At 60.9% G+C, this 25,135-nt stretch carries 24 protein-coding genes and 2 pseudogenes; 16 read left to right on the top strand and 10 right to left on the bottom strand.

Going from position 1 to position 25,135, the window contains the following annotated elements:
* Nucleotides 1-108 precede the first annotated feature (108 nt).
* On the top strand, nucleotides 109-1,173 hold the full coding sequence (gene modC, locus ACCAA_RS14565; protein ID WP_342674060.1) for a molybdenum ABC transporter ATP-binding protein: 1,065 nt from the start codon (nucleotides 109-111) through the stop codon (nucleotides 1,171-1,173).
* A 294-nt stretch (nucleotides 1,174-1,467) separates the two neighbouring features.
* A pseudogene (locus tag ACCAA_RS14560) lies at nucleotides 1,468-2,282 on the top strand (Fic family protein).
* A gap of 226 nt (nucleotides 2,283-2,508) precedes the next feature.
* Here the strand turns inward: ACCAA_RS14560 and ACCAA_RS14555 are convergent.
* From ACCAA_RS14555 to ACCAA_RS14545, 3 genes are all read right to left on the bottom strand, one after another.
* On the bottom strand, nucleotides 2,509-2,715 hold the full coding sequence (locus ACCAA_RS14555) for a hypothetical protein (RefSeq protein WP_186407958.1): 207 nt from the start codon (nucleotides 2,713-2,715) through the stop codon (nucleotides 2,509-2,511).
* 342 nt (nucleotides 2,716-3,057) lie between these two features.
* Nucleotides 3,058-4,548 (bottom strand): DUF1254 domain-containing protein, encoded by a 1,491-nt coding sequence (locus ACCAA_RS14550; RefSeq protein WP_425394487.1) that lies wholly within the window; start codon nucleotides 4,546-4,548, stop codon nucleotides 3,058-3,060.
* 122 nt (nucleotides 4,549-4,670) lie between these two features.
* Nucleotides 4,671-4,922: a hypothetical protein gene (locus ACCAA_RS14545; protein WP_186407975.1), complete on the bottom strand. Its 252-nt coding sequence runs from the start codon at nucleotides 4,920-4,922 to the stop codon at nucleotides 4,671-4,673.
* On the opposite strand from ACCAA_RS14545, the pseudogene ACCAA_RS14540 reads away from it, so the two are divergent.
* Nucleotides 4,818-5,448 (top strand): annotated as a pseudogene (locus ACCAA_RS14540) (ATP-binding cassette domain-containing protein). The gene ACCAA_RS14545 and the pseudogene ACCAA_RS14540 sit on opposite strands and share 105 nt — an antisense overlap.
* Nucleotides 5,449-5,740: 292 nt before the next feature.
* Nucleotides 5,741-7,462 (top strand): FAD-dependent oxidoreductase, encoded by a 1,722-nt coding sequence (locus ACCAA_RS14535; RefSeq protein WP_186407956.1) that lies wholly within the window; start codon nucleotides 5,741-5,743, stop codon nucleotides 7,460-7,462.
* 348 nt (nucleotides 7,463-7,810) lie between these two features.
* Here the strand turns inward: ACCAA_RS14535 and ACCAA_RS14530 are convergent, their stop codons facing one another.
* Complete coding sequence (locus ACCAA_RS14530; protein WP_186407955.1) at nucleotides 7,811-8,215, bottom strand: AbrB/MazE/SpoVT family DNA-binding domain-containing protein; 405 nt, start codon at nucleotides 8,213-8,215, stop codon at nucleotides 7,811-7,813.
* A gap of 215 nt (nucleotides 8,216-8,430) precedes the next feature.
* Here ACCAA_RS14530 and nifB point away from each other — a divergent pair, with 215 nt between their 5' ends.
* The 7 genes from nifB (at nucleotide 8,431) to draG (ending at nucleotide 13,964) form a co-directional block, all read left to right on the top strand.
* The gene (gene nifB, locus ACCAA_RS14525) at nucleotides 8,431-9,960 is read left to right on the top strand and encodes a nitrogenase cofactor biosynthesis protein NifB (RefSeq protein WP_186407954.1); all 1,530 of its coding nucleotides are present in this window, start codon (nucleotides 8,431-8,433) and stop codon (nucleotides 9,958-9,960) included.
* Nucleotides 9,961-9,962: 2 nt separating this feature from the next.
* The gene (locus ACCAA_RS14520; RefSeq protein ID WP_186407953.1) at nucleotides 9,963-10,241 is read left to right on the top strand and encodes a 4Fe-4S binding protein; all 279 of its coding nucleotides are present in this window, start codon (nucleotides 9,963-9,965) and stop codon (nucleotides 10,239-10,241) included.
* Between the two features lie 5 nt (nucleotides 10,242-10,246).
* Complete coding sequence (locus tag ACCAA_RS14515) at nucleotides 10,247-11,518, top strand: FprA family A-type flavoprotein (protein WP_186407973.1); 1,272 nt, start codon at nucleotides 10,247-10,249, stop codon at nucleotides 11,516-11,518.
* A 27-nt stretch (nucleotides 11,519-11,545) separates the two neighbouring features.
* The gene (locus ACCAA_RS14510) at nucleotides 11,546-11,833 is read left to right on the top strand and encodes a 2Fe-2S iron-sulfur cluster-binding protein (protein WP_186407952.1); all 288 of its coding nucleotides are present in this window, start codon (nucleotides 11,546-11,548) and stop codon (nucleotides 11,831-11,833) included.
* Between the two features lie 74 nt (nucleotides 11,834-11,907).
* Nucleotides 11,908-12,270 carry a 2Fe-2S iron-sulfur cluster-binding protein gene (locus tag ACCAA_RS14505; protein WP_186407951.1) on the top strand — a complete coding sequence of 121 codons (363 nt, stop codon included), beginning with the start codon at nucleotides 11,908-11,910 and terminating at the stop codon, nucleotides 12,268-12,270.
* A 180-nt stretch (nucleotides 12,271-12,450) separates the two neighbouring features.
* Complete coding sequence (locus tag ACCAA_RS14500; protein WP_186407950.1) at nucleotides 12,451-13,023, top strand: nitrogen fixation protein NifQ; 573 nt, start codon at nucleotides 12,451-12,453, stop codon at nucleotides 13,021-13,023.
* Nucleotides 13,002-13,964, top strand: a complete 963-nt coding sequence (gene draG, locus ACCAA_RS14495) for an ADP-ribosyl-[dinitrogen reductase] hydrolase (protein ID WP_186407949.1) — start codon at nucleotides 13,002-13,004, stop codon at nucleotides 13,962-13,964. The genes ACCAA_RS14500 and draG overlap by 22 nt, the downstream gene beginning before the upstream one ends.
* Here the strand turns inward: draG and ACCAA_RS14490 are convergent.
* Nucleotides 13,946-14,797: an SIR2 family protein gene (locus ACCAA_RS14490; RefSeq protein WP_186407948.1), complete on the bottom strand. Its 852-nt coding sequence runs from the start codon at nucleotides 14,795-14,797 to the stop codon at nucleotides 13,946-13,948. The two genes, draG and ACCAA_RS14490, sit on opposite strands and share 19 nt — an antisense overlap.
* A gap of 417 nt (nucleotides 14,798-15,214) precedes the next feature.
* Here ACCAA_RS14490 and ACCAA_RS14485 point away from each other — a divergent pair, with 417 nt between their 5' ends.
* From ACCAA_RS14485 to ACCAA_RS14465, 5 genes are all read left to right on the top strand, one after another.
* Nucleotides 15,215-15,559 (top strand): hypothetical protein, encoded by a 345-nt coding sequence (locus ACCAA_RS14485; protein WP_186407947.1) that lies wholly within the window; start codon nucleotides 15,215-15,217, stop codon nucleotides 15,557-15,559.
* 38 nt (nucleotides 15,560-15,597) lie between these two features.
* The gene (locus ACCAA_RS14480; RefSeq protein ID WP_186407946.1) at nucleotides 15,598-17,076 is read left to right on the top strand and encodes an ATPase domain-containing protein; all 1,479 of its coding nucleotides are present in this window, start codon (nucleotides 15,598-15,600) and stop codon (nucleotides 17,074-17,076) included.
* A 10-nt stretch (nucleotides 17,077-17,086) separates the two neighbouring features.
* Nucleotides 17,087-18,799: a putative bifunctional diguanylate cyclase/phosphodiesterase gene (locus ACCAA_RS14475; protein WP_245754584.1), complete on the top strand. Its 1,713-nt coding sequence runs from the start codon at nucleotides 17,087-17,089 to the stop codon at nucleotides 18,797-18,799.
* Between the two features lie 368 nt (nucleotides 18,800-19,167).
* Nucleotides 19,168-19,437: a helix-turn-helix domain-containing protein gene (locus tag ACCAA_RS14470; protein ID WP_186407945.1), complete on the top strand. Its 270-nt coding sequence runs from the start codon at nucleotides 19,168-19,170 to the stop codon at nucleotides 19,435-19,437.
* On the top strand, nucleotides 19,434-20,765 hold the full coding sequence (locus tag ACCAA_RS14465; RefSeq protein WP_186407944.1) for a type II toxin-antitoxin system HipA family toxin: 1,332 nt from the start codon (nucleotides 19,434-19,436) through the stop codon (nucleotides 20,763-20,765). The genes ACCAA_RS14470 and ACCAA_RS14465 overlap by 4 nt, the downstream gene beginning before the upstream one ends.
* Nucleotides 20,766-21,037: 272 nt before the next feature.
* Here ACCAA_RS14465 and ACCAA_RS14460 read toward each other — a convergent pair whose 3' ends face one another.
* The 5 genes from ACCAA_RS14460 to ACCAA_RS14440 form a co-directional block, all read right to left on the bottom strand.
* Nucleotides 21,038-21,409, bottom strand: a complete 372-nt coding sequence (locus tag ACCAA_RS14460; RefSeq protein ID WP_186407943.1) for a hypothetical protein — start codon at nucleotides 21,407-21,409, stop codon at nucleotides 21,038-21,040.
* Nucleotides 21,410-21,554: 145 nt separating this feature from the next.
* A complete protein-coding gene (locus ACCAA_RS14455; RefSeq protein ID WP_186407942.1) occupies nucleotides 21,555-21,947 on the bottom strand; it encodes a VOC family protein in 393 nt (130 codons plus the stop codon).
* A 452-nt stretch (nucleotides 21,948-22,399) separates the two neighbouring features.
* Nucleotides 22,400-23,275, bottom strand: coding sequence for a restriction endonuclease (locus ACCAA_RS14450; protein ID WP_186407941.1), 876 nt, complete (start codon nucleotides 23,273-23,275; stop codon nucleotides 22,400-22,402).
* A gap of 93 nt (nucleotides 23,276-23,368) precedes the next feature.
* Complete coding sequence (locus ACCAA_RS14445) at nucleotides 23,369-23,902, bottom strand: hypothetical protein (RefSeq protein ID WP_186407940.1); 534 nt, start codon at nucleotides 23,900-23,902, stop codon at nucleotides 23,369-23,371.
* 566 nt (nucleotides 23,903-24,468) lie between these two features.
* A complete protein-coding gene (locus ACCAA_RS14440; RefSeq protein ID WP_186407939.1) occupies nucleotides 24,469-25,050 on the bottom strand; it encodes a hypothetical protein in 582 nt (193 codons plus the stop codon).
* Nucleotides 25,051-25,135 lie beyond the last annotated feature (85 nt).

The following is a 25,135-nucleotide window of genomic DNA, read 5'->3' as shown; positions in this document are numbered from 1 at the left end:
CGCCCGCTACCCGCGATCTGACCGCTTCGGCGGCCAAAGCAGGCGTTACCGGCAAACGGGCCCAATTCGACTGGGTCATGCGTCAGGGCTGGGGAAATCCAGGCTCGCTTGCGCATCGAACGTCGCGACTTCACGCTCGACGTCGACCTGACGCTGCCGGGACGCGGCGTCACGGTGCTTTTCGGCCACTCAGGATCGGGCAAGACCACCTGCCTGCGCGCGATGGCCGGACTGGAGCGAGCCCCTGGCGGTTACTTCGCGTTCGGCACCCAGGTGTGGCAGGACGAGGCCAGCGGTCGCCAGGGCCATTTCGTAGCGCCGCACCGGCGCGCACTTGGGGTGGTCTTTCAGGAAGCCAGCCTCTTCGCCCATCTTTCGGTACGCAGGAATATGCAATTCGGCGAACAGCGCGCGCCGACCAGCGAGCGCCGCTTCGCCCTGGCAGAGGTCGCCGCCTTGCTCGGCATCACGCCATTGCTCGACCGCTCGCCCGGCCAGCTTTCCGGCGGCGAGCGCCAGCGCGTAACGATCGCCCGCGCCATATTGGCAGCCCCGCAAATCCTGCTGATGGACGAGCCACTGGCGGCGCTCGACCTGAAACGCAAGCTCGAAATCCTGCCGTATCTGGAACGACTGCAGCGCGAGCTGTCGCTGCCGATCATCTACGTCAGCCACTCGCCCGATGAAGTGGCGCGACTCGCCGACCATCTGGTGCTGCTCGATCAGGGGAAGGCCATTGCCAGCGGCCCGCTCAGGGAGGTGTTGAGCCGCATCGACCTGCCGGCCGCTTTCGCCGACGATGCCGGCGTGGTCATCGAGACGCGCCTCGCCGCGCAGGAAGCAGACGACCTGACCCGCCTCGAATTTCCCGGCGGCCAGATTCTCGTCTCGCGCCGCGACGAGCCGATCGGCACCCTGCTCCGCTGCCGCATTCATGCCCGCGATGTCAGCCTGGCCCTGGTACCGCAGGTACATAGCAGCATTCTCAACAGCGTCGAGGCGACCGTCGTCGAACTGGCGTCGACCGTCACGCCAGGCCACGTCCTGGTCCGCCTAGATGTCGTCGGCGAGCCGCTGCTCGCCCGGATTACCCGGCGTTCGGCTGACAAGCTGCAAATTCGTCCCGGGCTTGCGCTGAAAGCGCAGATCAAGGCCGTGGCACTTCTCGCCTGAAGCGGGTGCGACACGGTGCCGTTGGGCCCTGGGCCAACCTGCCCGGAAGATATCCGCGCCAGGGTCAGGACCACACCTGCTAGTCGGCGATGAATTCCGACGGCAGGTTGCTGGTGAGGAGAAGCCGCGCAAATCCGGATCGACGTCGAGCTGGCTTTCAGCATGCCGAAGCCTGCTTCATGGTTGGCACTCCTGGCCGGGTTTTTCAACTTGATTTCAATCTTGCCATTGACGGCCGATACTTCTGAAGCACCTCTGTCAAAATGGGTGTAAATGGATGTATTATTGGTCCCCATGATCTCATCGAATGCCGTTCAGATAACCCCGGAAATCCTGAGTCTCATCGCCGGAGTCGATGAGTTCAAGGGTGCTTGGCGTGCGCTCGGTACGCTGGCGCCGGATCGGCTATCCGCTCTGCGACGGGTCGCCACCATCGAGAGCATCGGTTCCTCCACCCGCATCGAGGGTAGCCGCTTGTCCGATCGCGAGGTCGAGCGCCTGCTGTCCAATCTGCAGATCAAGTCCTTCGCAACCCGGGACGAACAAGAATGGCTGAACCGATCACCTGGTTCAACGCAGAGCGTCAGGCGGCACAGCTTCACCCCTTGCTGCTGATCGGCATCTGGATCGTGATCTTCCTCGAGATCCATCCATTCCAGGACGGCAACGGCCGGCTCAGCCGTGTTCTCACAACCTTGTTGCTATTGCAGGCCGGCTATGCCTACGTGCCTTATAGCTCGTTGGAAAGCGTGGTCGAGCAAAGCAAGGAGGCCTACTACCTGGCGTTGCGGCAGACACAAGGCACGATCCGCACGAGTGCGCCGAATTGGCAACCGTGGCTGATGTTCTTCCTGCGCGCGCTCGCTGAGCAGGTCCGCCGCCTCAATCGCAAGGTCGAGCGTGAGAAACTGGTATTGGCCTCGCTACCAGAGCTATCGCTACAGATCGTCGAGTTCGCCCGCGAGCATGGACGCATCACTATGGGCGATGCGATTCGACTGACCGGCGGAAATCGCAACACGCTCAAGCAGCATTTCCGGGCGCTGGTGGAGCAAGGCCACCTTGGTCGGCACGGCGCAGGCAGGGGCGTCTGGTACGAGTTGCGATAGGGGGAATATGGGTTGGGTTGAATTGAACCCATCCAGTAACGCATTTGGCCGTTGGATTAGTCGTTGAAGACTACCGATGACATGACGGCAATTCGGCGATTCCCGGCGTCGACGGGTTGTTGATGCTTCGCGTCGACGAGCGAGCGCTTCCGATTTCACTGAATTGCGGCTGACGACCCACAGCGGCAAAAGCCCGTTTCGAAAAGATGACGCTGAACGCCCAACTTCAGCGGTGAGCGAAACGAGTCCGCTGCAGTGCCGAGGTGGGCAAAGATGCTGGATCGAGCGGAGGGGCAATAATCGTTACGCCTGCAGCTCTGAGTTCGGCCTCGCCACGTTTCAATTCTTCGAAGAGAGCATCAAGATTTTCGGCATATTTCAAGCCAATCGCGTCCTTGATGGCATGGACTTCAGCAATGATTTCGTCATTCATCGATTTCCCCTCCTCCTAGAAGCTCCTCTGGTGTGCAAATGATCGGGAGGAACAGGGTTCAAGATGGGCAGCGATCTTTTCCTGACGAGCACAGATAGTCCATCGAGTGCGGCAAGTCGTCTCCGTGCTGCTTCCGGGTCGCCGGCGGTACACTCTTGCCAGACGACGCCTGAGACAACAAGCTCATAGTCCGATCGTTGCGCCCACCAAGCGAGCGTGAGCTGCTGGTGGGCCGCACCGACGATGGTCTTGCTGGGACGGGCTGTCAAGTAACTGATTCAAGTAACTGGTAACGGATGTCTCCGCACGCATCACCTCGCCAGTACTTCGTGCCCGTTGCTGTCAGCTAATTTCCTTGACCGGCGGAATCCTCCAACTGCCGTCGAGGATGGATGGCGGCTTCTCCTTCGGCCAGTACAGCCGCATCATCAGGATGAATTCGTCCTTCGGCGCAGGCAGCCAGTTCTGCTCCTTATCCTTGCCGGGCGACTCGTTCTGGACGTAGAGATCGACCGACCCATCGGCGTTGAGCTTGAGCTTGTTGCGCTGGCTTACCGTGTAACGATTGATAGGATTCGGCACGAAGAAGTAGTTGGCGTCGTACATGGTGAGCGACCAGAAGCCGTCGACCGGCGGCAACTCGCCCTTGTTGAAATGCAGGACGTACTTGTTCGCGCCGCTGTACTTTTTGACGATGTCCGGCCCTTCGGAAGTGGGGTAGACCGCATCTTGGGGGCGGTTGGCACCGAGGCCGATTGCCGTGATCAGCGCCCGCTGCCGGTAGCTCGTGCCGTACAGCCCGGTCTTGGTCGTGAAGGCCCAACCGTCCGTGAGCTTCATGTCGCCGGCGACCACACCTTCTTTCAGCCACACCATGATCTTGTCCTGCGCCGGCTTGGGAACGGCCGCGAGTCCTTTCGCAACCGCCGGGTCAAGCTTCGACGCATCGAAATCCTGCCCCGGCACGATGCCGATCTTGGCGAGCTTCGCGACCATCGGCGCGTCGTCGGCCACTGGAGGATTGGCCTTCAGCAGTTGTGCGAACAGCTTGAAGTAGGAGGCCGCGTCCATGGCGTTGACCTGATCACGAATCGAGGTCTTCATGTCGATGCTCGGATCGACGTTCCCCGGTGCCGCCGTGTACGGCTTGCCAAAGGAAGAAAGTGGCACGGCTGTCATCTGGTCCTGCAGCGCATGCACCGCCTTGTAGTCGTCCGGCGTGCCAGTGCAGTAGATCCGGCCCAGCAGCCACACCATAGAGGTCGCTGATTTGTATTCGGTGACTCCGGCTGGAAGCGTTCCCGTCCAACCCGGCCCGGTGATCGCGAACTGTTGCGCGGCAGTGCCTGTAGTGCGCTTGCCGGGGTCAGCAAAAACAGTCGTCCAGCCGTCCAGCATCGGCAGCAGGAAGTAGCGACCTTTCATGTCGGGCGCGCTGATGATCCACGGCTCCTTGGAGACATCCAGCCAAATAACGGTGTACAGCGTGTCCGCGTTCGGCGCAGTCACGGTATGGTCATCGACCGCCGGATAGCCGCGCAACTTGGCGAATTGGGTCATCGGAGCCTTGCTGCCTTCCGGTGCCACCACATTCGTCGAAACGCGCCTCGTCAAATCCATGGTGACCAGCGGATAGGCGTACATGTACGCCTCAATGCCGGTCTCCTGCGCCTCCTTTTCCTTGACCAGCGCCTCGGCGGCCTTCGCGTCAGCCACCACCTTGTCTTTCGCCTCGATCGCTGCCTTCTCGACAGCGGTATCGGCCTTTTGCCCGCAGCCAAGCAGCGCACTCGTGATGACCGCTATGCCGAGTGCCCATCCCAACGAATTCATCTTCATACTTTTCTCCCATAATTTCATACCGCACGGAACCGCAGTTTATCCTGCTTTGTCTATCTTCGCCCAGACTTGCGGTGCATCAACGCCCGCCCGCCAGGCCGAATGAACGGCAGCTTTCAGGCAAATTGTGCGGCGGGTCTCACCGGCAGCAACTGGCCGAACGTACTCGTTGATGCCTGCAGCCGCCAGGCGGACATTGGCGCCCTGACGACGTTGCTATCGATCGTTAGCTCTGGCCGAACAGCGAACTTTCTCCGAATACCATGAGCCCGGAGATCCACGCTCGCTTCGGCATCGATCGTCGCGAGTTCACGCTCGAGGTCGAGCTGACGCTGCCGGGTCGCGGCATCACCGGCCTCTTCGGTCATTCCGGCTCGGGAAAGAGCACCCGCCTGCGCTTCATGGAGGGACTCGAGGGGGCTTCCGACGGTTACGTTGCGATGGGCGACGAGGTCCGGCAGGACGAGGCAAAAGGCCTTTTCGTGCCGCCGCACCGGTGCGCACTGCGGGTGGTCTTTCAGCAAGCGAGCATCTTCCCCCACCTCTCGGTGCGCGGCAACATGCGATTCGGCGAGCAGCGAGCGCCACTTCGCCTTGCCCAAGGTCGCCGAACTGCTCGGCATCGAACACTTGCTCGACCGCTCGCCCGGCCAGTTCTCCGGCGGCGAGCGCCAGCGCATGGCGATCGGCACCCTGCTGCGCTGTCGCATCCATGCGCGCGATGTCAGCCTGGCCCTGGTGCCGCAGCTACACACCAGTATTCTCAACAGCGCTGAGGCCACCGTCGTCGAACTGGCGTCGACCGTCACGCCGGGCCACGTCCTCGTCCGTCTCGATGTCGCCGGCGAGCCGCTTCTCGCCCGGATTACCCGCCGTTCGGCTGACCGGCTGTAAATTCGTCCCGGGCTTGCGCTGCGGGCGCAGATCAAGGCCGTGGCGCTCCTCGCCTGAAGCGGGTGCGACACGGTACCGGCTGGCCCTGGGCCACCTGCCGGAAGATACTCGCGCCAGGGTGCAGGACTCGAGGCCTACTGGGCAACGTTCCTTGCCGATTCTGAGGGTGTAAGCACTGAAATGCGGCTGACGACCCGTTTGTGTAAGCACAGGCGATTTCTGGGCTTAGAATCCATGAATGCGCTGCTGGGTACCCGCCTGGCAAGGATGAATTGATCATCAGGAGACCGTCATGGAAGCAAAGAGCCAGAGTGCAAGAACCAAGGTCGTCATCGTCGGTGGCGTGGCTGGTGGTGCCTCGTGCGCAGCACGGCTCCGCAGGTTGGACGAAAACGCGGAAATCCTCATGGTCGAACGAGGGCCGTACGTCTCGTACGCAAATTGCGGGCTTCCCTACCATGTTGGCGGCGTGATCGAGAAGGAATCGAGTCTCCTGGTGGCGACAGCAGACACCTTCCGGCTGCAGTTCAATGTCGATGTCAGAACGAATTGCGAAGCCATCCGGGTGGCGCCGGACACGAAAACCATCGAGTTGCGCAATGTGGAAACTGGCGAGGTGACGAGCGAGCCCTACGACAAGCTCGTGCTGTCGCCGGGCGCGTTGTCGGTCCGCCCGCCCTTGCCGGGAATCGACCTGCCCGGAATCTTCCAGGTGCGCACCGTGCCCGATGCGCGGGCGATCCGCGAGTGGATCGAACGCGGTTCCCTGTTCCTCTCCGGGATGGACAAATACTCGGGCTTCCAGACGGTCCGGCCGAAGATCCGCGCGGTGGTCCTCGGCGGCGGATTCATCGGCCTCGAAACGGCGGAGAACCTCGTACATCGAGGGTTCGACGTAACTCTCGTCGAGATGCTCGACCAGATCCTGGCGCCGCTCGATCGGGAAATGGCGCGCATCGTGGAAAGCTATGTGGAGCGGCACGGCATCGGCCTGGCGCTCAATGACGGGGTGGCCGGATTCCAGCACGCCGCGAACGGCGCACTCGAGGTGCTGACCAAATCGGGCAAGGCGCATCCGGCCGACATCGTGATCCTTGCGCTCGGCGTGCGTCCGGATACGGCACTGGCAAAGACTGCCGGCCTCGAGATCGGCGAACGCGGTGGAATTCGCGTCGACGAGCAGATGCGCACCAGCAACCCGGACATCTTCGCCGTCGGCGACGCGGTCGAAGTCAGGGATTACGTGACCGGCGAGTGGAGTCTCATCGCGCTCGCCGGGCCGGCCAACCGACAGGGCCGCATCGCCGCCGATGTCATTGCCGGGCGCCAGTCCCGCTTCCGCGGCACCCAGGGCACCGCGATCATCGGGCTGTTCGGCGCGGCCGCCGCCTGGGTCGGCGCCAGCGAAAAGACGCTCAAACGGCTTGGCGACAGCGATCATGAAAAGATTTACCTCTACCCGAATTCGCACGCGGGCTACTACCCGGGTGCGCGGCCGATTGCGCTGAAAGTGCTCTTCCGGAAATCCGACGGACGTTTCCTCGGCGCACAGGCGCTCGGCGAGGATGGCGTAGACAAGCGGATCAGCGCACTCGCCATGGCGCTCCAGATGGGCGCCACGATCCATGACCTCGAAGAAGCCGAACTGTGCTACGCGCCGCAGTTCGGAAGTGCGAAGGATCCGATCAACTTCGCGGGCATGGTCGCTGCGGATATCCTCTGCGGCGACATGCCCATGAGTCATTGGGACGCCGCCGATAACGCGTTTCTCCTCGACGTGCGCGAACCCGCTGAACTCGCCGTGGAGAGCGTGCCGGGCGCGCTCAACATCCCGCTCGGCCAGCTCCGGGCGCGGCTCGATGAGCTTCCCCGCGAGCGCGAGATCCTGGTCATATGCCGCTCCGGCCAGCGCGCCTATTACGCCACACGCGCGCTGCTGCAGAACGGGTTCAAGGCGAGGACGCTGGCCGGCGGCATGCTGTCACGGCATCACTCTCGCCTGCTGGTGAATTGAACGAATAGAAGGGCCGTCGTGGCGACGGTCGCGACGGTGATCGCCAGCGCGGCAAATCGAATGGCACCGAGACGCTGTAACTCCAGGAAGCGTGGGCAGAGCGCGACCTCAAGGTGTGTGTGAAGAAAAGGGAGTTGTTGTCCGGCTTTGCCGCGAGTTTGGTGGATTGCCTGACGGCGACGGAAGTTTGAGAGCACGCGGTCGCGGCTTCTCACTTGATCCCAGCGTGCGCTTCGAAGGGCCCGACAAGCGGTTCAAACCGCTCCCCAGCCACCTGCCCAAACCACCGACACGGCGCCTGTTTCCGAGAGTTTAAAGCGCCCAGGAGGACGTGAATGCCACGGTTGGTCATGCGTTGTTTTCCGGTCGGATGCATTCGATGGCGATGCCAAGGTCAAGCGCCTGCCGGGGGCGGTCGGCGGTAATGGCTCTGCCGCCCAGTGTCTTGGCCAGCGCCAGACAGGCCCGGTCGCCGAGCGATAGACCCAGTTGTCGGGTGGGCTGGCGCAGGATGCCAGCAAGTTCAGCCTGCTCCTGGGTCAGCGGAATGATTTCGACGTTGAGTGAACTGACCAGAATCGGTACTTCACTGGCGGGCAGACCGCGCTCGATGACTTTGCTGATCAGTTCGGCCAGATTGGTTGCGTCTTCAATCTCGGCAATCATTTCGTCGCCTTCGTGCAGGCCAAGCTGGTCACGCATCGCCTTGGGTATGACTACTCTGCCATTTTTTGTCATGGTCAGTTCGCTCATGGTAATTCAATCGATAAATGGCACGTTTTTATTCTGGTAGCCGATCAGCTTGTGCGCAAGTCGGCGAGTCATATTCGCTGGTGAGCCTGTCGGCTTTGCGACAAGGGCCCGACAAGCGCCGCTGCCAGGAGTCTCCAGGGGATTGTTTTTTCAACACTTACGATCTGGCACAGCGATTGCTGAAGAGTAGCGACAGCATTCGAGGAGCGTGGATTGTGGAACTGCCCGTTATCGCCAACACTGCCGCCGGCGGCGGCTGCTCTACCAGCGGCTGCGGCACGGCGCCGGATGCCCTGGGTCACCTGCCGGACGACATCCGTGCCAGGGTGCAGGACCACCCCTGCTATTCGGAAGAAGCGCACCATTACTTCGCCCGCATGCATGTGGCGGTAGCCCCGGCGTGCAACATCCAGTGCAACTACTGCAACCGCAAATACGACTGCGCCAACGAGTCACGTCCGGGCGTCGTTTCCGAACTGCTGTCGCCAGATCAGGCGATCAGGAAGGTGCTGGCCGTGGCCGCAGCGATTCCGCAGATGAGCGTGCTCGGCGTCGCCGGACCGGGAGATCCACTGGCCAACCCCGCTCGGACTTTCGAAATCTTCCGGCAACTCTCGGAACGTGCCCCCGACATCAAGCTCTGCCTGTCGACCAATGGCCTCAAGCTGCCGATGTACGTCGACGAAATCGCCAGGCACAACATCGACCACGTGACGATCACCATCAACTGCGTCGACCCGGAAGTCGGCGCCATGATCTACCCGTGGATCTTCTGGCAGAACCGGCGAGTGCGCGGCGTCGAAGCCGCCCGCATCCTGATCGAACAGCAGCAGAAAGGCCTCGAGATGCTGACCGCGCGCGGCATTCTGGTGAAGGTGAATTCGGTGCTGATTCCAGGCGTCAACGACCAGCACCTCAAGGAGGTCTCGAAGGTCGTCAAGGCCAAGGGCGCTTTCCTGCACAACGTGATGCCGCTGATCGCCGAAGCCGAGCACGGCACCTACTACGGCCTGATGGGGCAAGCGAGCCCGACTGCGGCGCAGTTGCAGGAGCTGCAGGACGCCTGCGCCGGCGACATGGCGATGATGCGCCATTGCCGCCAGTGTCGTGCCGACGCGGTCGGTATACTCGGCGAGGACCGTGGCGCGGAATTCACGATGGACAGGATCGACGCCTTGACGCTGGCCGAAATCGACTACGAAAGCGCGATGGTCCGCCGCAAGGAAGTACACGACGCGATCATCGACCAGCTCGATCAGCAGCGCGAGGCGAGGCGCATTCCACCCATGCCACCCGTCCTGGGTGCGGTCGCCGACGAGATGCCGGCCGCGCCTCGGCCCACCCTGCGGCCGGTACTGATGGCCGTGGCGGGCAAGAACGGCGTCGTCGCCGAGCATTTCGGCCATGCGCGCGAGTTCCTGGTCTACGAAGCTTCGCCCACCGGCGTGCGTTTCATCGGCCACCGCAAGACGGACCTCTACTGCGCCGGTATCGAGACCTGCGGCGAGGGCGATGCGGCGCAGGAATCGGTCCTCGACAAGACGATCGCCGCTCTCTCCGGTTGCGAGGTCGTGCTCTGTTCGCGGATCGGATTCGAGCCGTGGGGCAAGCTCGAAGCCAGCGGCATCGTGCCCAACGGCGAGCACGCGATGGAGCCGATCGAAGACGCGGTGATGGCCGTCTATCAGGAGATGGCGGCGAGCGGCAAGCTTGCCGATCCGGCTCCGTCGAGAAAGGCGGCCTGATCATGGCGCTGCAAATCACCGACGCCTGCCTGAATTGCTGGGCCTGTGCCGATGTCTGCCCCAATGACGCCATCGCTCTCGCCGACCCGCATTTCCTGATCGACGAGCGCAAATGCACCGAATGCCTCGGCGACCATGCCGAACCGCAGTGCGCAGCGATCTGCCCGATCGAGGCGGCGATCGTCGATGAGTTGGGCGTCTATCTGAACCCGCCGGGTTCGCTGACCGGAATCCCGGTCGCCAGGCTGGTCGAGTTCGGTCTGTGGAAAGGGGCTGCCTGATGGCCATGGGCGCAGCAGCCATCACTGACGACGCCGTCGAAATCGCGCCGGGCGTCCATTGGGTGGGCGCCCTCGACCCGCATCTGCGCAGCTTCGACATCATCCTGAAGACGGCCAACGGCACCAGCTACAACGCCTATGTCGTGCGCGGAGAGAACGGCGTCGCGGTCATCGACACGGTCAAGGAAAATTTTTCCGACGATTTCTTTCGGCGACTGGAGTCGGTGGCCAGCTACGACGAAATCACGACCATCGTGCTGAACCATCTCGAACCTGACCACAGCGGTGCACTGCCCGAACTGCTGCGCCGCGCGCCGCGGGCCAGGGTCTATCTGTCCACGCGCGCGCAGATGATGTTGAAAGCGCTGCTCAAACCGAGCGGCGAGAAGCCGCCAGCGTACATCCCGGTGACCACCGGCGACAGCGTGGACCTTGGCGGCCGCACGCTGTCCTTCCTGCACACGCCCTACCTGCACTGGCCGGATACCCAGTGCACCTATATCGAGGAAGACGGCATCCTGTTTACCGGCGACATCTTCGGCTGCCATTTCTGCGATACGCGCCTGTTCAACGACCGCGTCGGCGATTTCCGCTTCTCGTTCGAGTACTACTACGCGCACATCATGCGCCCCTTCCGCGCCTACGTGCTCGACGCAGTGGCGCTGATCGAACCGCTAGCCCTCAATCTGATCGCCCCGGCGCACGGCCCGATCCTGCGCCACCTGCCACGCGAGTACCTGCACCGCTACCGCGAACTGGCTACGCCGCGTCTGTTCAACGAGGCGCGCAGCGAGAAGACACTGCTCGTCTTCTATCTCTCGGCCTACGGCAACACGCGGCGCATGGCCGAGGCGATCGCCGCCGGTGCCGAGCGCATCGCCGGAGTGCGCGTCTCGCTCTACGACCTCGAAGGCGGCGATTCCGACATATTCACCGACCTCGTCGAGGAAGCCGACGGCCTCGCCTTCGGCAGCCCGACGATCAACGCCGACGCCGTCAAGCCAATCTGGGACCTGCTCTCGTCGCTGACCAGCGTCAACGTCAAGGGCAAGCTGGGTGCGGCTTTCGGCTCGTACGGCTGGAGCGGCGAAGCGGTGCGTCTGATCGAGGACCGCCTGCGAGGCCTCAAGCTGCGCGTACCGGTCGACGGCCTGCGCATCAAACTGGTGCCGGACACCGGCGAACTCGAACAATGCTGCCATCTGGGCGAGAGCCTGGCCCGTCATCTGACCGGCCAAAGCGAGCACCGCGAACTGGACATGGCGATCCTCGCCTGATCCGAACCAACACCTGGGAAGAAAAACATGCCAAGAGCCAAAGTCACCTTTCAGGACATCGACGTTTCGGTCACCGTTCCCGCCGGCACCCGGCTGATCGAAGTCTCGGAAAAAGTCGGCGCCGGCATCGTCTACGGCTGTCGCGAAGGCGAATGCTGCACCTGCCTGACCAAGATCATTTCCGGTGCCGAGAATTTCGCCCCGCCGAGCATTCTCGAAGATCAGGTGCTCAAGGACAACATGGCTCCGCGCCGGCACCGGCTGGCCTGCCAGGCGCAGATTCTCGGCGGCGAGATCGTCGTCATGCCGGCCTGAACGCAGTCAGTCAGCCACTCATCCAATCACCCCCGGAAACTCGAACCAACCCGCCCTACAGGAGAAAGCAGCAAATGGCCCTCATCACTTTCAGCAGCCCCTTGCACAAGGACAAGACGGTCTATGCCGTCGCCGGTAGCCACACGCAGAGCATCCTCGCGCTGGCCAAGGAACATCACATCCCGATCGACTTCGGTTGTCAGGAAGGCAACTGCGGCACCTGCCTGGTCAAGGTCTCATCGGTCGACGGCAAGCGCCGTCCGATGGGCGGTCCGCTCAACGTCCGCGAAGTGGCGGCGCTCTCAGAACTCGGCCATATCACCAAGGCCGAGACCGAAAAGATGTACGTCGACGACATCCCGCCGACCCAGTGGCGCCTGGCCTGCCAGATGATCGTTCGCGACGAAGACGTCCTCGTCGAGTACCCGAGCAAATAGGCAGCCGCTGATGAACCTAAAAGCCTCGGTTGGCGGGGGAAAATCCGGTTCATGCTTCGACAGGCTCAGCACGAACGGGATTTTTTCGGCTCACCCAACGGGTGAGCTTCCGTTCGCCCTGAGCAGCCCGCGCAGCGGGCGTGTCGAAGGGCTCTCGTGTGATCAGCAGAGGTCTCCAGGATGAACGCTCCGGATCGTCAGGCCTGGCCGGGGATACGGCTTGCCGACCTGCTGGCCAGGCCGGCGACCGCCGCCGCAGCCGATGACCTTAACCGTTTCCTGTTCGCCAGAATCATCGCCAGCCAGGCGAACGGGATCGGTTGCCTTCCGGCAGACCTCGGCCTCGGCACGGACGGCTATCGGCGCCTGATCGACGAGTATTTCCCCGGTTTTGCCGGTGGCGCGCCGGGCCGTCCGGTTGACGAACTTCCGGAATGGAGCGACCTGCACAAACTGCTCATCGACCACGCCGCCGGCAAGCGACCTTCGGAACCGTGGATCGCCGAGATGGTCGCCACCGCCTGTGCCGGCCGCGACCATCTCTGGCAGGACCTGGGCCTGGCGGCGCGCGATGAACTGAGCGCTCTGATGCGGATGAATTTTCCCGAACTCGCCCGCGCCAACACGAGCGACATGAAGTGGAAGAAATTCCTCTACCGGCAGTTCTGCTCGCGCGACGGTATCTACATCTGTCCCGCACCGTCGTGTGGCGAATGCAGGGACTACACGAAATGCTTCGGGCCCGAGAACTGATCAACGGCGTTGAAGAAAAGCGCCGGCGCAGCACCCAAGCGGCGCGTGCTTCTCCCCTGCTCGACAGGGCGACCGCCGCCTACCTCGGTCTGGCGATAGGCGACGCCCTCGGGGCCAGCGTCGAATTCCTCACCCCGAACGAGATTCGCCACCAGCACGGTGTCCACCGTGAGCTCAACGGCGGCGGCTGGTTGCGCCTGAAGGCCGGCCAGGTCACCGACGACACAACGATGTCGCTGGCTCTCGGCGACGCGATCGTCGCCAGCGGTGGCGTCGACGCCCAAGCCGCCGCCGACGCCTTCGACGCCTGGATGCGCGCCAAGCCGATCGACATCGGCAATACCGTTCGCCGCAACCTGATCCAGTTCCGCCGCACCGGCGATCCGGAAGCCGTCGCCTGCGAACACGATGCCGGCAACGGCGCCGCGATGCGCACACTACCGGTGGCGCTGGCCTGTTACGGTCAGCCAGCGGCGAAGACGATTTCCGCCAGCCGCGCGCAGGCGCACGTCACGCACCACAACGCGCTGTCGGACGCCGCCTGCGAGACACTGATTTTCATGGTGCAGGACTGTCTGGCCGGGCAAGACGTGTCAGCAGCGCTCCAGCAGCGCGCCGCAGCGCTGGTCGGCGACCAGCCGCTGTTCGCCTTCGACCGCAAGCGCCGCGAGAACCCGAGCGGCTACGTCGTCGAAACCCTGCAGGCCGTACTGCAGGCCTTGTTCGCCAGCAGTGGTTTCGAGGATTGCCTGACCGACGTCGTCAACCGGGGCGGCGACGCAGACACCACCGGCGCCATCGCCGGCATGCTCGCCGGAGCACGTTACGGCCTGGAAGCCATTCCGGCGCGTTGGCAGAAAGCCCTCGACCCGCAAATACGCCAGCGCTGCGCCGATCAGGCCGCGGCGCTGGTCATCCTGAGTCAGGCCGGCATCGCCTGAGACACCCGGCCCGCGTCGATCAGGTCGAAGACATCGGCCTCGACCAGTTCCAGCCCGACCTTGCGGCAGAAGCGGCGCTCCTTTTCGCTGGGCTGCTCAATCAGCACCCAGCCAGCCGGCTCGGCGGCGGCATGAAGGAGATCGGCCATCACCATCCGTTCGGTATCGCGGTTCAGACGGAGGCCGAGCAGCAGGTAGCGCTTGCCCTTGCGTAGTGCCTTGACGGCCGGCGGGATGGCAAAGCCACCCATCAGTTCGGTGATGTAATCGACGTAGTCGGCATCCGACGCAATGTAGCTTGGCTCGGGTTTCGGTGTCCCCATCGGCTTGAAGAGGATCGGCAGCGCCGGGTCGATCGTCTCTCTGCAGTGATAGGCGACGCCGTCGTAAGCATAGAGCCTGTAGCGGAAATCGCTGCCACCCAGGCGAGCGATGCCGACGATCAGATTGTGCGGCAGCTCGGCGTACGAATCCTGCAGTTGTGTATCGCGGTTGATGTCGATCACGTAGGGCGGGCAGATCCTCTTGAGCCAGTCGTGCACCGCTGCGCGCGTCCAGACGGTCTCACCGTAAGTGCGGCTGAGGAATTTGCTCACCGCATTGCGGCCGCGTTTGAGTTCGACGTTCATCGCCGCACGCGGGAATTCGTACATCAGCTTGGGCGCCATCGGCTTGTCGCCGTTCATTGCCAGGATCAGCGAGTCGCTGTCGGCGGGAATCGGTGCGCCGCTGGCGGCGTTGATCACGTCGGCCAGCACGCCGGGGCCAAGATAGGGAACGATGCTGCCGTTGCCGAGACCTGACAAGAGCTTTTCACGTAGTTCTGGAGTCATCTCATTTGTTCTGTAGTGAGGGGGTACAGCCCTCACAGCAAGTTCCGGGCCTGCCGGCAATGCATGCAGCGGCAAGCCTCGGCGAGCACGTCGGAGCGCGATTGTTGCGTTTCCTACAACGCACTGCGCGGCTTGCCGGCAAATCCCGTAGGGCGCAATAACCAACGGGCATTGCGCCGAACGTATGCGGAGTTCTGCGGTGCAATGCGCTGCGCTTATTGCACCCTACAGAACTATTGGCATTGGCGGGACGCTATGTGCGGCGCCGCACGGAGTCGCGCCTGGGTTTACAGGAAACCCCGACAGTTGCGGGGAAGCAGGGCCGGGCAAAAGGCGCTTACCTGGCTCTCACCATACGGCATACGGCAAAGTCAATTGGGTGGCGAGATCAATCACGAACTCATCAAAGGAATGCTGGTGCATCGGGCGAGGGGCGCCGCCGACGCGAGTGCGGTCGCCGAAGCCGCCGTCAGTACCTGGCATGAGGCGGCCCTCCGGCTTGCACCGGTGATCGGCGGGCAGGGTGTGGACGTCCTCTTCCGTCGTTCGCTGCATGTCACCGCCAAGACCTTCCCCGACCTCGACCTTGTCGGCAAGGAAGCCGACCACTGCGCCCTGCTGGCCAGCCTGCAAGCGCATCTCGCAGTCCGCGACGCGGCTCTGGCCATGGCAACCAGCGACGCCCTCGTGGTGACCTTCATCGAACTACTGGCAAGCTTGATCGGAGAGTCGTTGACCGAGCGTCTGCTGGGCCCGATCTGAGCACCGCCGTTACCGACATCTGAACAGGAATGAACACCATGAGCGACAACGTGACTATCCAGCGGCTCGCTACCGGCGTGCCGGGGCTCGACGCCATACTGGAGGGTGGCCTGCCGGAATTTTCCTTCAATCTGATCATTGGCGCACCCGGCTCCGGCAAGACCACCCTGGCACACCAGATCATGTTCTCCCTGGCGACTCCGGAGCGGCCGGCGCTATTCTTCACCGCGCTCGGCGAGCCGCCTTTGAAGATGCTGCGCTATCAGCAGCAGTTTTCCTTCTTCGACACCGAAAAGATCAATGCATCGATACGCTTCATCAATTTGAGCGACGACGTGGCGACCGGCAATTTCGACCAGGTGCTGGCGCGCATCACCGAGGAAGTCGAAGCCTTCTCTCCGGCTTTGGTTTTCGTCGATTCATTCCGTTCGGTCATACCCGAAGCAGGACGCCTGACGCAAGGCAGCTATAGCGCGCAACAGTTCATTCAGAAGCTCGGCAACCACCTCTCCGGCTGGCAGGCAACCACCTTCCTGATCGGACAATATGGGGCGGAGAAGGACTGCCCGCCGGTGCTCACGGTGGCTGACGGCCTGTTCTCGCTGGAGCAGCTCGTCTCGCGCAATTCGATGGTGCGCAAACTGCAGATACTGAAAATGCGTGGCCAGGCAACCCGCCCCGGAAAACATACCTTCCGCATCACTGGCCACGGGATCGAAGTCTTTCCGGCGGCGATCGTCCGCGACGATAGCGGGTTGCCACAAGACGCTTCCACACGGCGGCCTGGCGGCGCGCGGCTGACCATGGGCGTGCCCAAGCTCGATGAGATGCTGGGCGGCGGCTTGCCGGCGGGCTATTCGATCCTGGTGGCGGGACCTTCCGGGTCCGGAAAGACCATCCTTGCGACGGCCTTTCTGAGCGAAGGTGTTCGCCGCGGCGAACCGGGCATCATCGTCGCCTTCGAACAAACGCCGAGTCAGTCGCGAACGCGCACCATCAACGACATGGTCCGCGCCGGCTGCCTCGGCCTGATCAATACGCGCTCGCTTGATTTATCCATCGACGAGATTGTGCAGCGTCTGGTCGACCTCATCCATCAGATGAACGCCACCCGCGTGGTGATCGACTCGCTATCGGGCTTCGAACTGGCCGTGGCGCCCAGCTTTCGCCAGGACTTTCGCGAGTCGCTGTTCCGCATGGTCGCCCTGCTCTCCGGCCTGGGCGTGACGGTAATGATGACATCGGAACTGGAAGACCGCTATACTGATCTGCGCTTCAGCCCCTACGGTTCGGCGTTCCTCACCGACGCCATCATTGTCCAGCGCTATATCGAAATCGAGAGTCGCCTGAAGCGTGTCATGGCCGTGGTCAAGGTACGTGCAAGCGCCCACAGCAACGAACTCCGGCAGTTCGAGATCATCGACGGCAGCATCGTCATCGGCGGCCTGGTGCGCGACTATGAAGGAATGCTCGGCGGGCGGCCGACGCAGACCTCGCCATCCGACACGGTCAACTGAGGAGAATGCAATGCGCAGGAAGAATCTCACGCCGGGAAAGGATACCGCCCGGCAGCCGGCGAAGACCAGGGAAAGCAGACTATTATCGCCGCACGCCGCCGCCCTGAATAGCCCCACAACGCACGCGGCGGCCCTCCTGGCCGGCAAACAGACCGCTGATCAGCGCGAAGAAAATGCGGACCTGCGCCAAGCGACCGCCGAGCTGCGGCAAGTGACCGCCGACCTCCGCCAAGCGACCGCTGACCTGCGGCAAGAGTCCGCAGATCGGCGCCAGGAAGCCGCCGACCAGAGCGAAGACGCGGCGCAGGCCAAAGTCCAACCGGGCGCGATCACCGAGGCGCACTTGCGGGAAGCGAACGAGCGCCTGGTCGTGGCGACGATCCGCGCCCATACGATGACCGAGGCTGCGGAAAACGCCAGCGCCGAGATGTCTTATATGGCCCAGCACGATTTCCTCACCGGTTTGCCGAATCGAGCACTGCTGAGGGAGCGCCTGGCACAGTCGATCGCGCTCGGGCAGCGGCATGGCAAGCGAGTCGCGTTGATGTATCTCGACCTCGACCACTTCAAACACATCAACGATTCGCTCGGCCATGCTGTCGGCGACCAGTTGTTGCAGTCGGCCGCCACGCGCCTGCAAGCGTGCCTCTCTCGCCGCTCCGATACCGTCAGCCGCCAGGGGGGCGACGAATTCGTCGTGCTGCTGGCGGAAGTCGAGGCGGTGCAAGACGCTGCCGTCACGGCGGAAAAATTGCTCACGGTCATGGCCGCGCCGCATCTGATCGGTGCCCATCGGCTGCACGTCACCCTGAGCATTGGCATCAGCCTCTACCCTGACGATGGCCAGGACGCTGAAACGATGATCAAGAACGCCGACACCGCGATGTATCACGCCAAGAAAAATGGGCGCGGCACCTATCGCATGTTCACGTCGGACATGAACGAGCACGCGGTCGCGCGAAGATCCGGCGAAGAGTCGCTGCATCAGGCTCTCGAGCAGCACGGACTGGTTTTGCATTACCAGCCGAAGGTGAATCTCCAGACGGGCGCCATCACCGGCGCCGAAGCACTGGTCCGCCTGCGGCAAGGCGATCAACCGCTCGTTTACCCGAGCACCTTCGTGAACGTCGCCGAGAACTGCGGCCTGATCGTGCCGCTTGGCAAGTGGGTGCTGAGCGAAGCCTGTCGTCAGACAGCGGAGTGGTTGCAGGCCGGTCTCGATATCGGGCAAATCGCCGTCAATGTCTCGGCGGTCGAGTTTCATGGCGCAGGTTTTCTCGCTGGCGTCCGGGCCGTTCTCGACGACACCGGTCTCGCCCCGTGTCGTCTCGAACTTGAAATGACCGAAAGCGGCCTGATGCAGGACACGGCGCCGACAAGCGAAATCCTGCGCGGGCTCAAGACGCTCGGCGTGCAGATTGCCATTGATGACTTTGGCACAGGCTATTCCAGCCTGAGCTATCTGCGCAGCTTTCCGATCGATACGCTGAAAATTGACCAGTCCTTCGTAAAGGATATCGACGACGGTAGCGAGGAAAAGGCCATCGTCAGCGCGATCATTGCCATGGGCAAGAGCCTCAAGCTGCACGTCATCGCGGAAGGCATCGAAACGCCGCAACAACTTGCTTTCCTGCAGGCCCATCACTGTGCCGAAGGACAGGGCTACTACTTCAACCGCCCTCTGCCAGCCGAAAAGTTCGCCGCCTTGCTGAAAACAACCTGAGAATGTGACCGCTGGTCGGTAACAAGCTGCCGCGACCGCAGCCGTCGCAGTCGCAGTCGCAGTCGCATCAATGGCCGACGACACAATATGGCTATACGATTTCCCGTTTGACCACTTCGCTTGCCGAGCAGAATGGCGTGCCGGCCGCCGTCGCGTTTGGCCGGCATTTCGTGGTCGGCCAGGCAATTGACGTTGCGGCAGCACCATGACGTGCCGCGCGCCAGGAGGGCGTAGGGCGCAATAACCAACGGGCATTGCGCCGGTGGCATGCGGTGTATTGCGGTGCAATGCGCTTCGCTTATCGCACCCTACTGACCTGATCTAACTTATAATGCTGTAATGCCGTTTTTGAACCAATAAGTTATCTCATGCCAAAGATTCGCGCATTCCAGATCGCTCCGCTTCCGCTTGAAACGCAGGCCGCTTTGCAGGAGCTTGGCCATCTGCTGGCTATGGCGCGCAAAGGGCGTGGGTACTCCCAACGAGTCCTTGCCGACATGATGGGAGTGGCGCCGGCGACGTTGGTCAGCCTGGAAAAAGGGGCTCCCACCGTGCAGATCGGCCATTACGCCCGTGCGGCCTGGCTGCTCGACGCACCGTTTCCGTTCTGGCAGCACCCGGATGATTCGGCGTCATGAGCACCGAGCGTAGCGCACCCGTATGGGTCTGGTTAGCGGGCGAACTGGACCCGGTACGGGCAGGGGAGTTCTTCCATACGCCCGGTCGCGGTCATTTCCATTACGACGACGCCTACCTGGCGGCCAAACACCCTCCTCTGGCACCCGACATGCCTGTTCGCCCGCATTCGCTGCCGATCCATGATGGATCGGGTATCTTTCCGATTTTTCAGGATGCCGGCCCGGACGCCTGGGGAGTGCATCTATTGCAGCGCCGGCTGGAACGGCCGCTTGATGACTTCGAGGCCCTGACCCTGTGTCCCGTCGACGGTGTGGGCAATCTCGCCCTCGGGGAAATGACTCCGGAACGCCGCCGTGTATTGGCGATGGACCAGTTTCTGGCCATCATCGAAGAGATCAAGGCCCAAGGCCAGGCGATTACGGACATTCAGTCCCAGGTGCTGGACGCAGTAGAAAACGGAACCAGCCTCGGTGGGACCAAGCCCAAGCTGACTCTGGTCATCGAAGGTGTGCAATACCTGGCGAAGTTTCCGGCCAGAGGCGACGACCCGTGGCTGCCCCACGTGGAGAGCGCAATGTTGAAGCTCGCCCGCCAGTGCGGGGTGGATGCCTGCGAGGGAACACTCTGGCACCTGCCCGATGGCCGCAACACGGCGCTGTTGACACGCCGCTTCGACCGGGTATCCGTGGCCGGGGTGCCCGGAGGCGCGGGACGGATCGGCTTCGTCAGCGCCCATGCGATTCTGCGTCTGGACAAGCAAGCCCGCACCCGGGCTCAGGCAGAAGCGGGCATGAGGGCATTTAGCACCTGCGGTTTCAACGCCGACAGCCTGCGCAGGAGCTACGTTGCCCTCGCCGATGCCATGGCCCGTTGGTGTGGAGGACAGGCCAATCACCGCGAAGCTCGGCGGGAGTTGTGGCGGCGTATCGTCTTCAATGCCCTGATCCGCAATACGGACGATCACGCCAGGAACCACGGCCTGCTGTGCGTCAACATGGCGGGCAAGCATTGGGCGCTGTCACCGGCCTTTGACCTCGTAGCACCGCCGCTGGCTCGCGAGCTGCCGACATTGTCGCTGGCCTATCTGCATGTCCCCCGCGGGCGTGCCATCCCGGTTCCTCGCCTGGTCTGGGCAGCATCCCGCAAGGATCTACTTGAGGCGGCGGAGCGCCACTACGGCTACGAGGCAGGAGAAGCACGCGAACATCTGGATGACGCGGCGGCCACAGTACGTACGGGCTGGCGGCGCTTTCTGGCGGCTGAAGGTGTGCCGGAGGCGGAAATCGACCGTTATCGAGGAACGTTTTCGCCGCTGCCAGGAATGTGACCGCAGGTCGGCAACAGGCCGCCGCTCCCCGGACGACACAACATGCCTAAACGATTTCCCGTTTAACCACTTCGGTTGCCGAGCAAAATAGCGTGCCGCGCGCCAGGATGGCGTAGGGCGCAATAACCAACGGGCATTGCGCAGGACATGCGGTGTGTTGCGGTGCAATGCGCTTCGCTTATTGCACCCTACTGAACTGGTCGGCAGCAGGCCGCCGCCCCCCAGACAGCAGCCCTCGCAGTCGCATCAATGGCCGACGACGCAAAATGACGTTACTCCGGCTTGGCATGGGTTGCCTTTTGGACCAAGACGCAAGCGATGCCAGCCAGGAATTCAAGGCCCCATGGGAAAACGTACACCCAGACCGGGATGCCAGATGGAGACCACCAGAGCCCCAAACAGATAAAGAAGGGGCCGACAAATGGTAAGCCGGACATGCGCTTGAATCGCCCCTGCCGGACGCATTCACGAATAAGGAAGACCGCCACCCCAAGAGTCAACAGATGGAAAACGAGTCCCAATGCAACTGGAACAAGCGCCAAGACCCATTTTCCATACCAAAGTCCTCTAGCGGGATCGGGATTGGGCTGGGCAATGACAGAACCTGAAATAAGGCAAAAGGGCACAATGAAGAGTTTGTTCATGGGGGCCTAATTGGGACAGGAAAAAGCCTCGCGGCCTCCCCCTCCAATACCGGACGAACGGATCATGTATCCGGCAGTTCGATGACGCAAATTCCTACCGGGGCGCAAGGCTCGGCCATCCCATTTGGGCATGGTGCTGCGTTACTCACATGGAGTGGAAACCAATCATGTTTCCCTCTGTATCGCGAGCCAAAGCTATAAATCCGTGCTCGCCAATGGACATTTTTTCCTTCACGACCGCGCCGCCATTCGATGCCACACGTGACGCTTCTACAGCGCAGTCTTTGCAGCCAAAGTAAACCAATGTGCCACCACCGGCGGAAGCAAGGCCCTCCATTTTGACCAGCATGCCGCATGCACCATACGAAGTTTGAGCAGTCGCTTTATCAGATGGGAATGCCCACATTTCCATACTCATTTCCGCAGTCGGAGCAGGCATTTTCTCCAGCGTGATGCCAAGTACGGCTTCATAGAACTTCCTGGCTCTCTGCATGTCCTGTACGTAAATTTCAAACCAGACAACGGGATTGACTTGCATGATGGCTCTCCTTTGATAGACGATTCAACAGGGTAAAGAAATGCCCAACTTTGTTATCGGAAGCAGTTTTGCTGCGCAACTCCGGCACCCGCTCCCTAAGTCGGCACCGTTCATCGCGCTTGAGGGGGCTTCCCAGCAGGCCTTCGCTCATACGGCTGCCACTTCTCCGTGGTACCAGATTTCCGCGAAAAGCAGCACTTCGCATGTATCTCCATAGCATTCACCCCGAGGGCCTCAATGACCGTTTTGGACGGAATTCTTCGGCGCCGGTTCCTGGGCGAAACCAGACGATTACCAAGACATCCACGTCGACGACTGCTGTCAGATAACCTGCATTTCCGCTTCCGACTCAAAGGCGACCTTCAAGATTCGAGAAGCAGACCTTCAATGTTTCAGTTAACCGGCTGGCCGATAAAGCTGGGCCAGCCTGTGCTGAAGGATGGGTAGATTTTTCAACGCGCTAAAATTAACTCCTCCAGCCGATTCAGCGATGCTTGGTCAAGCAGCAATACTCCTAGTTTCTTCGCAAGGAGACAGCCGCTTGGCGTGTAGCTAGACCGGGACACTGCGACTGCGACATCGGCTTCATAGAAGGACTTGCCGGCATAAACTTCTTGAATCGCACTATTCCCTACGGGCCCGCGATAATTTTTACACTGAATCGCCACCGATATGCCATTCTTCTTTGCCAGAATATCTACGCCTTGGTCGCCAGTCGGCGGAGTCAGCCTAGCTGACCAACCCGATTTCTGAAGTACGAGCAGACATGCATGTTCGAACGCAACCCCATCCGAGGGTTCAACATCAAGTAAGGCTGTTGCGGGTGCGATTTGCTCGTTTATGCGCTCGGCGACTGTAGATCTCCAGTTGACATTAAGCTCGGCTTCTTTGGTGGCCACCTCCAGACTTTTGACAGCTTGATCGACCGTGGGATTTCGCTGGATAAAGCGGAAGATTTCTTTGATCCACTTCTCATTGTCGACATTACCATAGTCGCCTAGAAATTCAGTTTGTCGACGTTTGATCGATAGTACTTCTCGATACTTGGCTATCGCATCATCAATTTCTGAGAGTCTTGCAATGAAAAATTGAGTGTCAAGAGGAGTAATACTTGCCTTGTCAGGTAATGCGTCCAAACGTGCAGCCAACTTAGATATTCTTTCGTCTTGACTTTCGTGGCCACACGGTCCGCCTGTGTACTTTTTCCAAGCGAGAATAGATGTGGTCAACTCCGACCGCGACCTTTCAAGTCTGGCTTGTTTGGTGCTCGCAAGATGGCTGTGTTGCTCTTGGAGAATATCGATGATTATCTGCTGGTAGTGTGTCATGGGTGAAGAACCTGCCGGAGTAAAGCCAACTAGCGCTGCACACGTTTATTGCAGAGCATCCAGAGAGCGAGGCGAACGGGGTGACGGACCAGCTTAGGCCGGTTTGAGTGTGAGCGAGAAATACTCATACATGGTCTCTATAGCGTGCTGAGCATCTTCTTCTAGCACAGATTTTGGATGCATTTTCCGGACACGAAAACGCGTGCTCAGATTTTGTGTATGGTCATCGGGCTTTCGATGAGCAAACGGGTTCCGAATCTTTCGAAGATCGTCAGTTGCAGCGAGTAATTCAACAGAAAACAATTCTGCCTTTCTGGCGGTCTCGGTTGCCTTGGCAAGTGTCTCGCGGGGTCCAATAATGGCTAGATCTTCGAGTTCCTCGACTAGAGTTTGCTCAATGAATGCGGTAGCTGTTAGCAGAACGGCTATATAGTGCCCATTGACGTAGCAAACCCGCGCTTCCTCAAGGAGACTTAATGGTTCAAGACGACCAGAAATGATCTCTGACGGCTGCATAAAGCGTGAAAGCCACACGAGTCTGTTAGCTCGGTCGCTTCGACTCTCCGCGTCGCTGTGTACGAGCGCGACTAACAACCGGTCTTTTAAATCGTCAGTGGCATCAATCATCGGAACCGCCTAACTTTGTTATCAGGAGCCGGTTTGCTGCACAACTCCGGCACCGGTTCCTTAAGTCGTCATACCTGAAACCCACTCTTCTAAATGTTTTACGCTGTATGTTGAGTATTCTTGAAGTACAAAAACACGTAAAGTAGCACGGAAGAATATAGGGCGCTAGCATACACCGAAAAGGCCTGAACGACGGCTTTATGGCAACATCGTCACCGTCTGCTGATCGCCGAAACCAGACCATTGCGAACACATCCACGTCGACGGCTACTTCCGGGCAGCGTGAATTCCCGCTTCCGACCCAAACCCGCGTCATGAATTTATCATGGGCAATGGCGGCTTACTGATCATAAAGCTGCCGGTCGCTGGAATCTGACGTCGGACTGCTCCTCGGCCAGAGCCGACGTTGGCGGCTTGTCGTAGCGAGGGGCCGGAGAACGCCGCTTTCGCGTTTCCTGAATGTCTGCAACCTACCCACAGCGGAAGTAGCCTGACTTGGAAAGCTGACAGTCAACGTTTGAGTTCAGGCCGCGGCCCGTCAGGATCGACGCGCCTGCAGCGATTTGTTAGCGAATAGCCGCATGAATGAACCTTACAGCTTCTCTGGTTACCAAGAAGCGACGACTTCCGCGACTAGCGATCTCAAGGTTAAGAAACCCATGACGGACAAGAGTATTCAAATCATCTTCCATGAATCTCGGCTCATCGTATTTGATCTTGCCATTCGCCCCGTTCATAAGCTGGTACTCGTCGGGCTCGCCCGACATAATCTCGTGCTCCATAAACAGCTTCGCACCGGATTCAACAAGCTGCCTAAGAACAGAAAAAGCTTGTTCTGATATCTCGACCTTCGGGTGAATAGATAAGGCGAGCCCAGAGAAACTCTCCATATGCGAAGCTACAGAGGACAGAATTTGGTCAAGGGAAGCCAGCCTTGCGATTAGTTCCTCATGGTTACTTAAAAAAATAGCAGTAAGTTGCTGAAAAAGGATCGCGTTACCTTCAATAACAGATGCAACGTCTTCGTGGCGCTTCTCCTTTAGCCACGCGATGAATTCCTTCAGATCAGCGCTCGATCGCTCGGAACTGAAATTACTTAGAAGCCCTACGATTGTTGCAAATGATCCGGCTACGACCGAAAGGTCCATCAAAATTCTCCCTGTTCGCCAACTTTGTTATCGGGAGCAGCTTTGCTGCATAACCCTGGCGTCTGCTCCCTAGGTCGGCACCATT

Origin of the sequence: Candidatus Accumulibacter aalborgensis, from assembly GCF_900089955.1 — a bacterium.
In the GTDB taxonomy this organism is placed as follows: Bacteria; Pseudomonadota; Gammaproteobacteria; order Burkholderiales; family Rhodocyclaceae; genus Accumulibacter; species Accumulibacter aalborgensis.
This window is presented reverse-complemented; position numbering and strand designations above follow the sequence as displayed.

Excerpts from the sequence above, each read along its gene's own strand:
- ACCAA_RS14555 (WP_186407958.1), bottom strand. The coding sequence starts at position 2,715 with ATGAATGACGAAATCATTGCTGAAGTCCATGCCATCAAGGACGCGATT.
- ACCAA_RS14550 (WP_425394487.1), bottom strand. The coding sequence starts at position 4,548 with ATGAATTCGTTGGGATGGGCACTCGGCATAGCGGTCATCACGAGTGCG.
- ACCAA_RS14545 (WP_186407975.1), bottom strand. The coding sequence starts at position 4,922 with ATGACCGAAGAGGCCGGTGATGCCGCGACCCGGCAGCGTCAGCTCGAC.
- ACCAA_RS14535 (WP_186407956.1), top strand. The coding sequence starts at position 5,741 with ATGGAAGCAAAGAGCCAGAGTGCAAGAACCAAGGTCGTCATCGTCGGT.
- ACCAA_RS14530 (WP_186407955.1), bottom strand. The coding sequence starts at position 8,215 with ATGAGCGAACTGACCATGACAAAAAATGGCAGAGTAGTCATACCCAAG.
- ACCAA_RS14520 (WP_186407953.1), top strand. The coding sequence starts at position 9,963 with ATGGCGCTGCAAATCACCGACGCCTGCCTGAATTGCTGGGCCTGTGCC.
- ACCAA_RS14515 (WP_186407973.1), top strand. The coding sequence starts at position 10,247 with ATGGGCGCAGCAGCCATCACTGACGACGCCGTCGAAATCGCGCCGGGC.
- ACCAA_RS14510 (WP_186407952.1), top strand. The coding sequence starts at position 11,546 with ATGCCAAGAGCCAAAGTCACCTTTCAGGACATCGACGTTTCGGTCACC.
- ACCAA_RS14505 (WP_186407951.1), top strand. The coding sequence starts at position 11,908 with ATGGCCCTCATCACTTTCAGCAGCCCCTTGCACAAGGACAAGACGGTC.
- ACCAA_RS14500 (WP_186407950.1), top strand. The coding sequence starts at position 12,451 with ATGAACGCTCCGGATCGTCAGGCCTGGCCGGGGATACGGCTTGCCGAC.
- draG (WP_186407949.1), top strand. The coding sequence starts at position 13,002 with ATGCTTCGGGCCCGAGAACTGATCAACGGCGTTGAAGAAAAGCGCCGG.
- ACCAA_RS14490 (WP_186407948.1), bottom strand. The coding sequence starts at position 14,797 with ATGACTCCAGAACTACGTGAAAAGCTCTTGTCAGGTCTCGGCAACGGC.
- ACCAA_RS14480 (WP_186407946.1), top strand. The coding sequence starts at position 15,598 with ATGAGCGACAACGTGACTATCCAGCGGCTCGCTACCGGCGTGCCGGGG.
- ACCAA_RS14475 (WP_245754584.1), top strand. The coding sequence starts at position 17,087 with ATGCGCAGGAAGAATCTCACGCCGGGAAAGGATACCGCCCGGCAGCCG.
- ACCAA_RS14470 (WP_186407945.1), top strand. The coding sequence starts at position 19,168 with ATGCCAAAGATTCGCGCATTCCAGATCGCTCCGCTTCCGCTTGAAACG.
- ACCAA_RS14465 (WP_186407944.1), top strand. The coding sequence starts at position 19,434 with ATGAGCACCGAGCGTAGCGCACCCGTATGGGTCTGGTTAGCGGGCGAA.
- ACCAA_RS14460 (WP_186407943.1), bottom strand. The coding sequence starts at position 21,409 with ATGAACAAACTCTTCATTGTGCCCTTTTGCCTTATTTCAGGTTCTGTC.
- ACCAA_RS14455 (WP_186407942.1), bottom strand. The coding sequence starts at position 21,947 with ATGCAAGTCAATCCCGTTGTCTGGTTTGAAATTTACGTACAGGACATG.
- ACCAA_RS14450 (WP_186407941.1), bottom strand. The coding sequence starts at position 23,275 with ATGACACACTACCAGCAGATAATCATCGATATTCTCCAAGAGCAACAC.
- ACCAA_RS14445 (WP_186407940.1), bottom strand. The coding sequence starts at position 23,902 with ATGATTGATGCCACTGACGATTTAAAAGACCGGTTGTTAGTCGCGCTC.
- ACCAA_RS14440 (WP_186407939.1), bottom strand. The coding sequence starts at position 25,050 with ATGGACCTTTCGGTCGTAGCCGGATCATTTGCAACAATCGTAGGGCTT.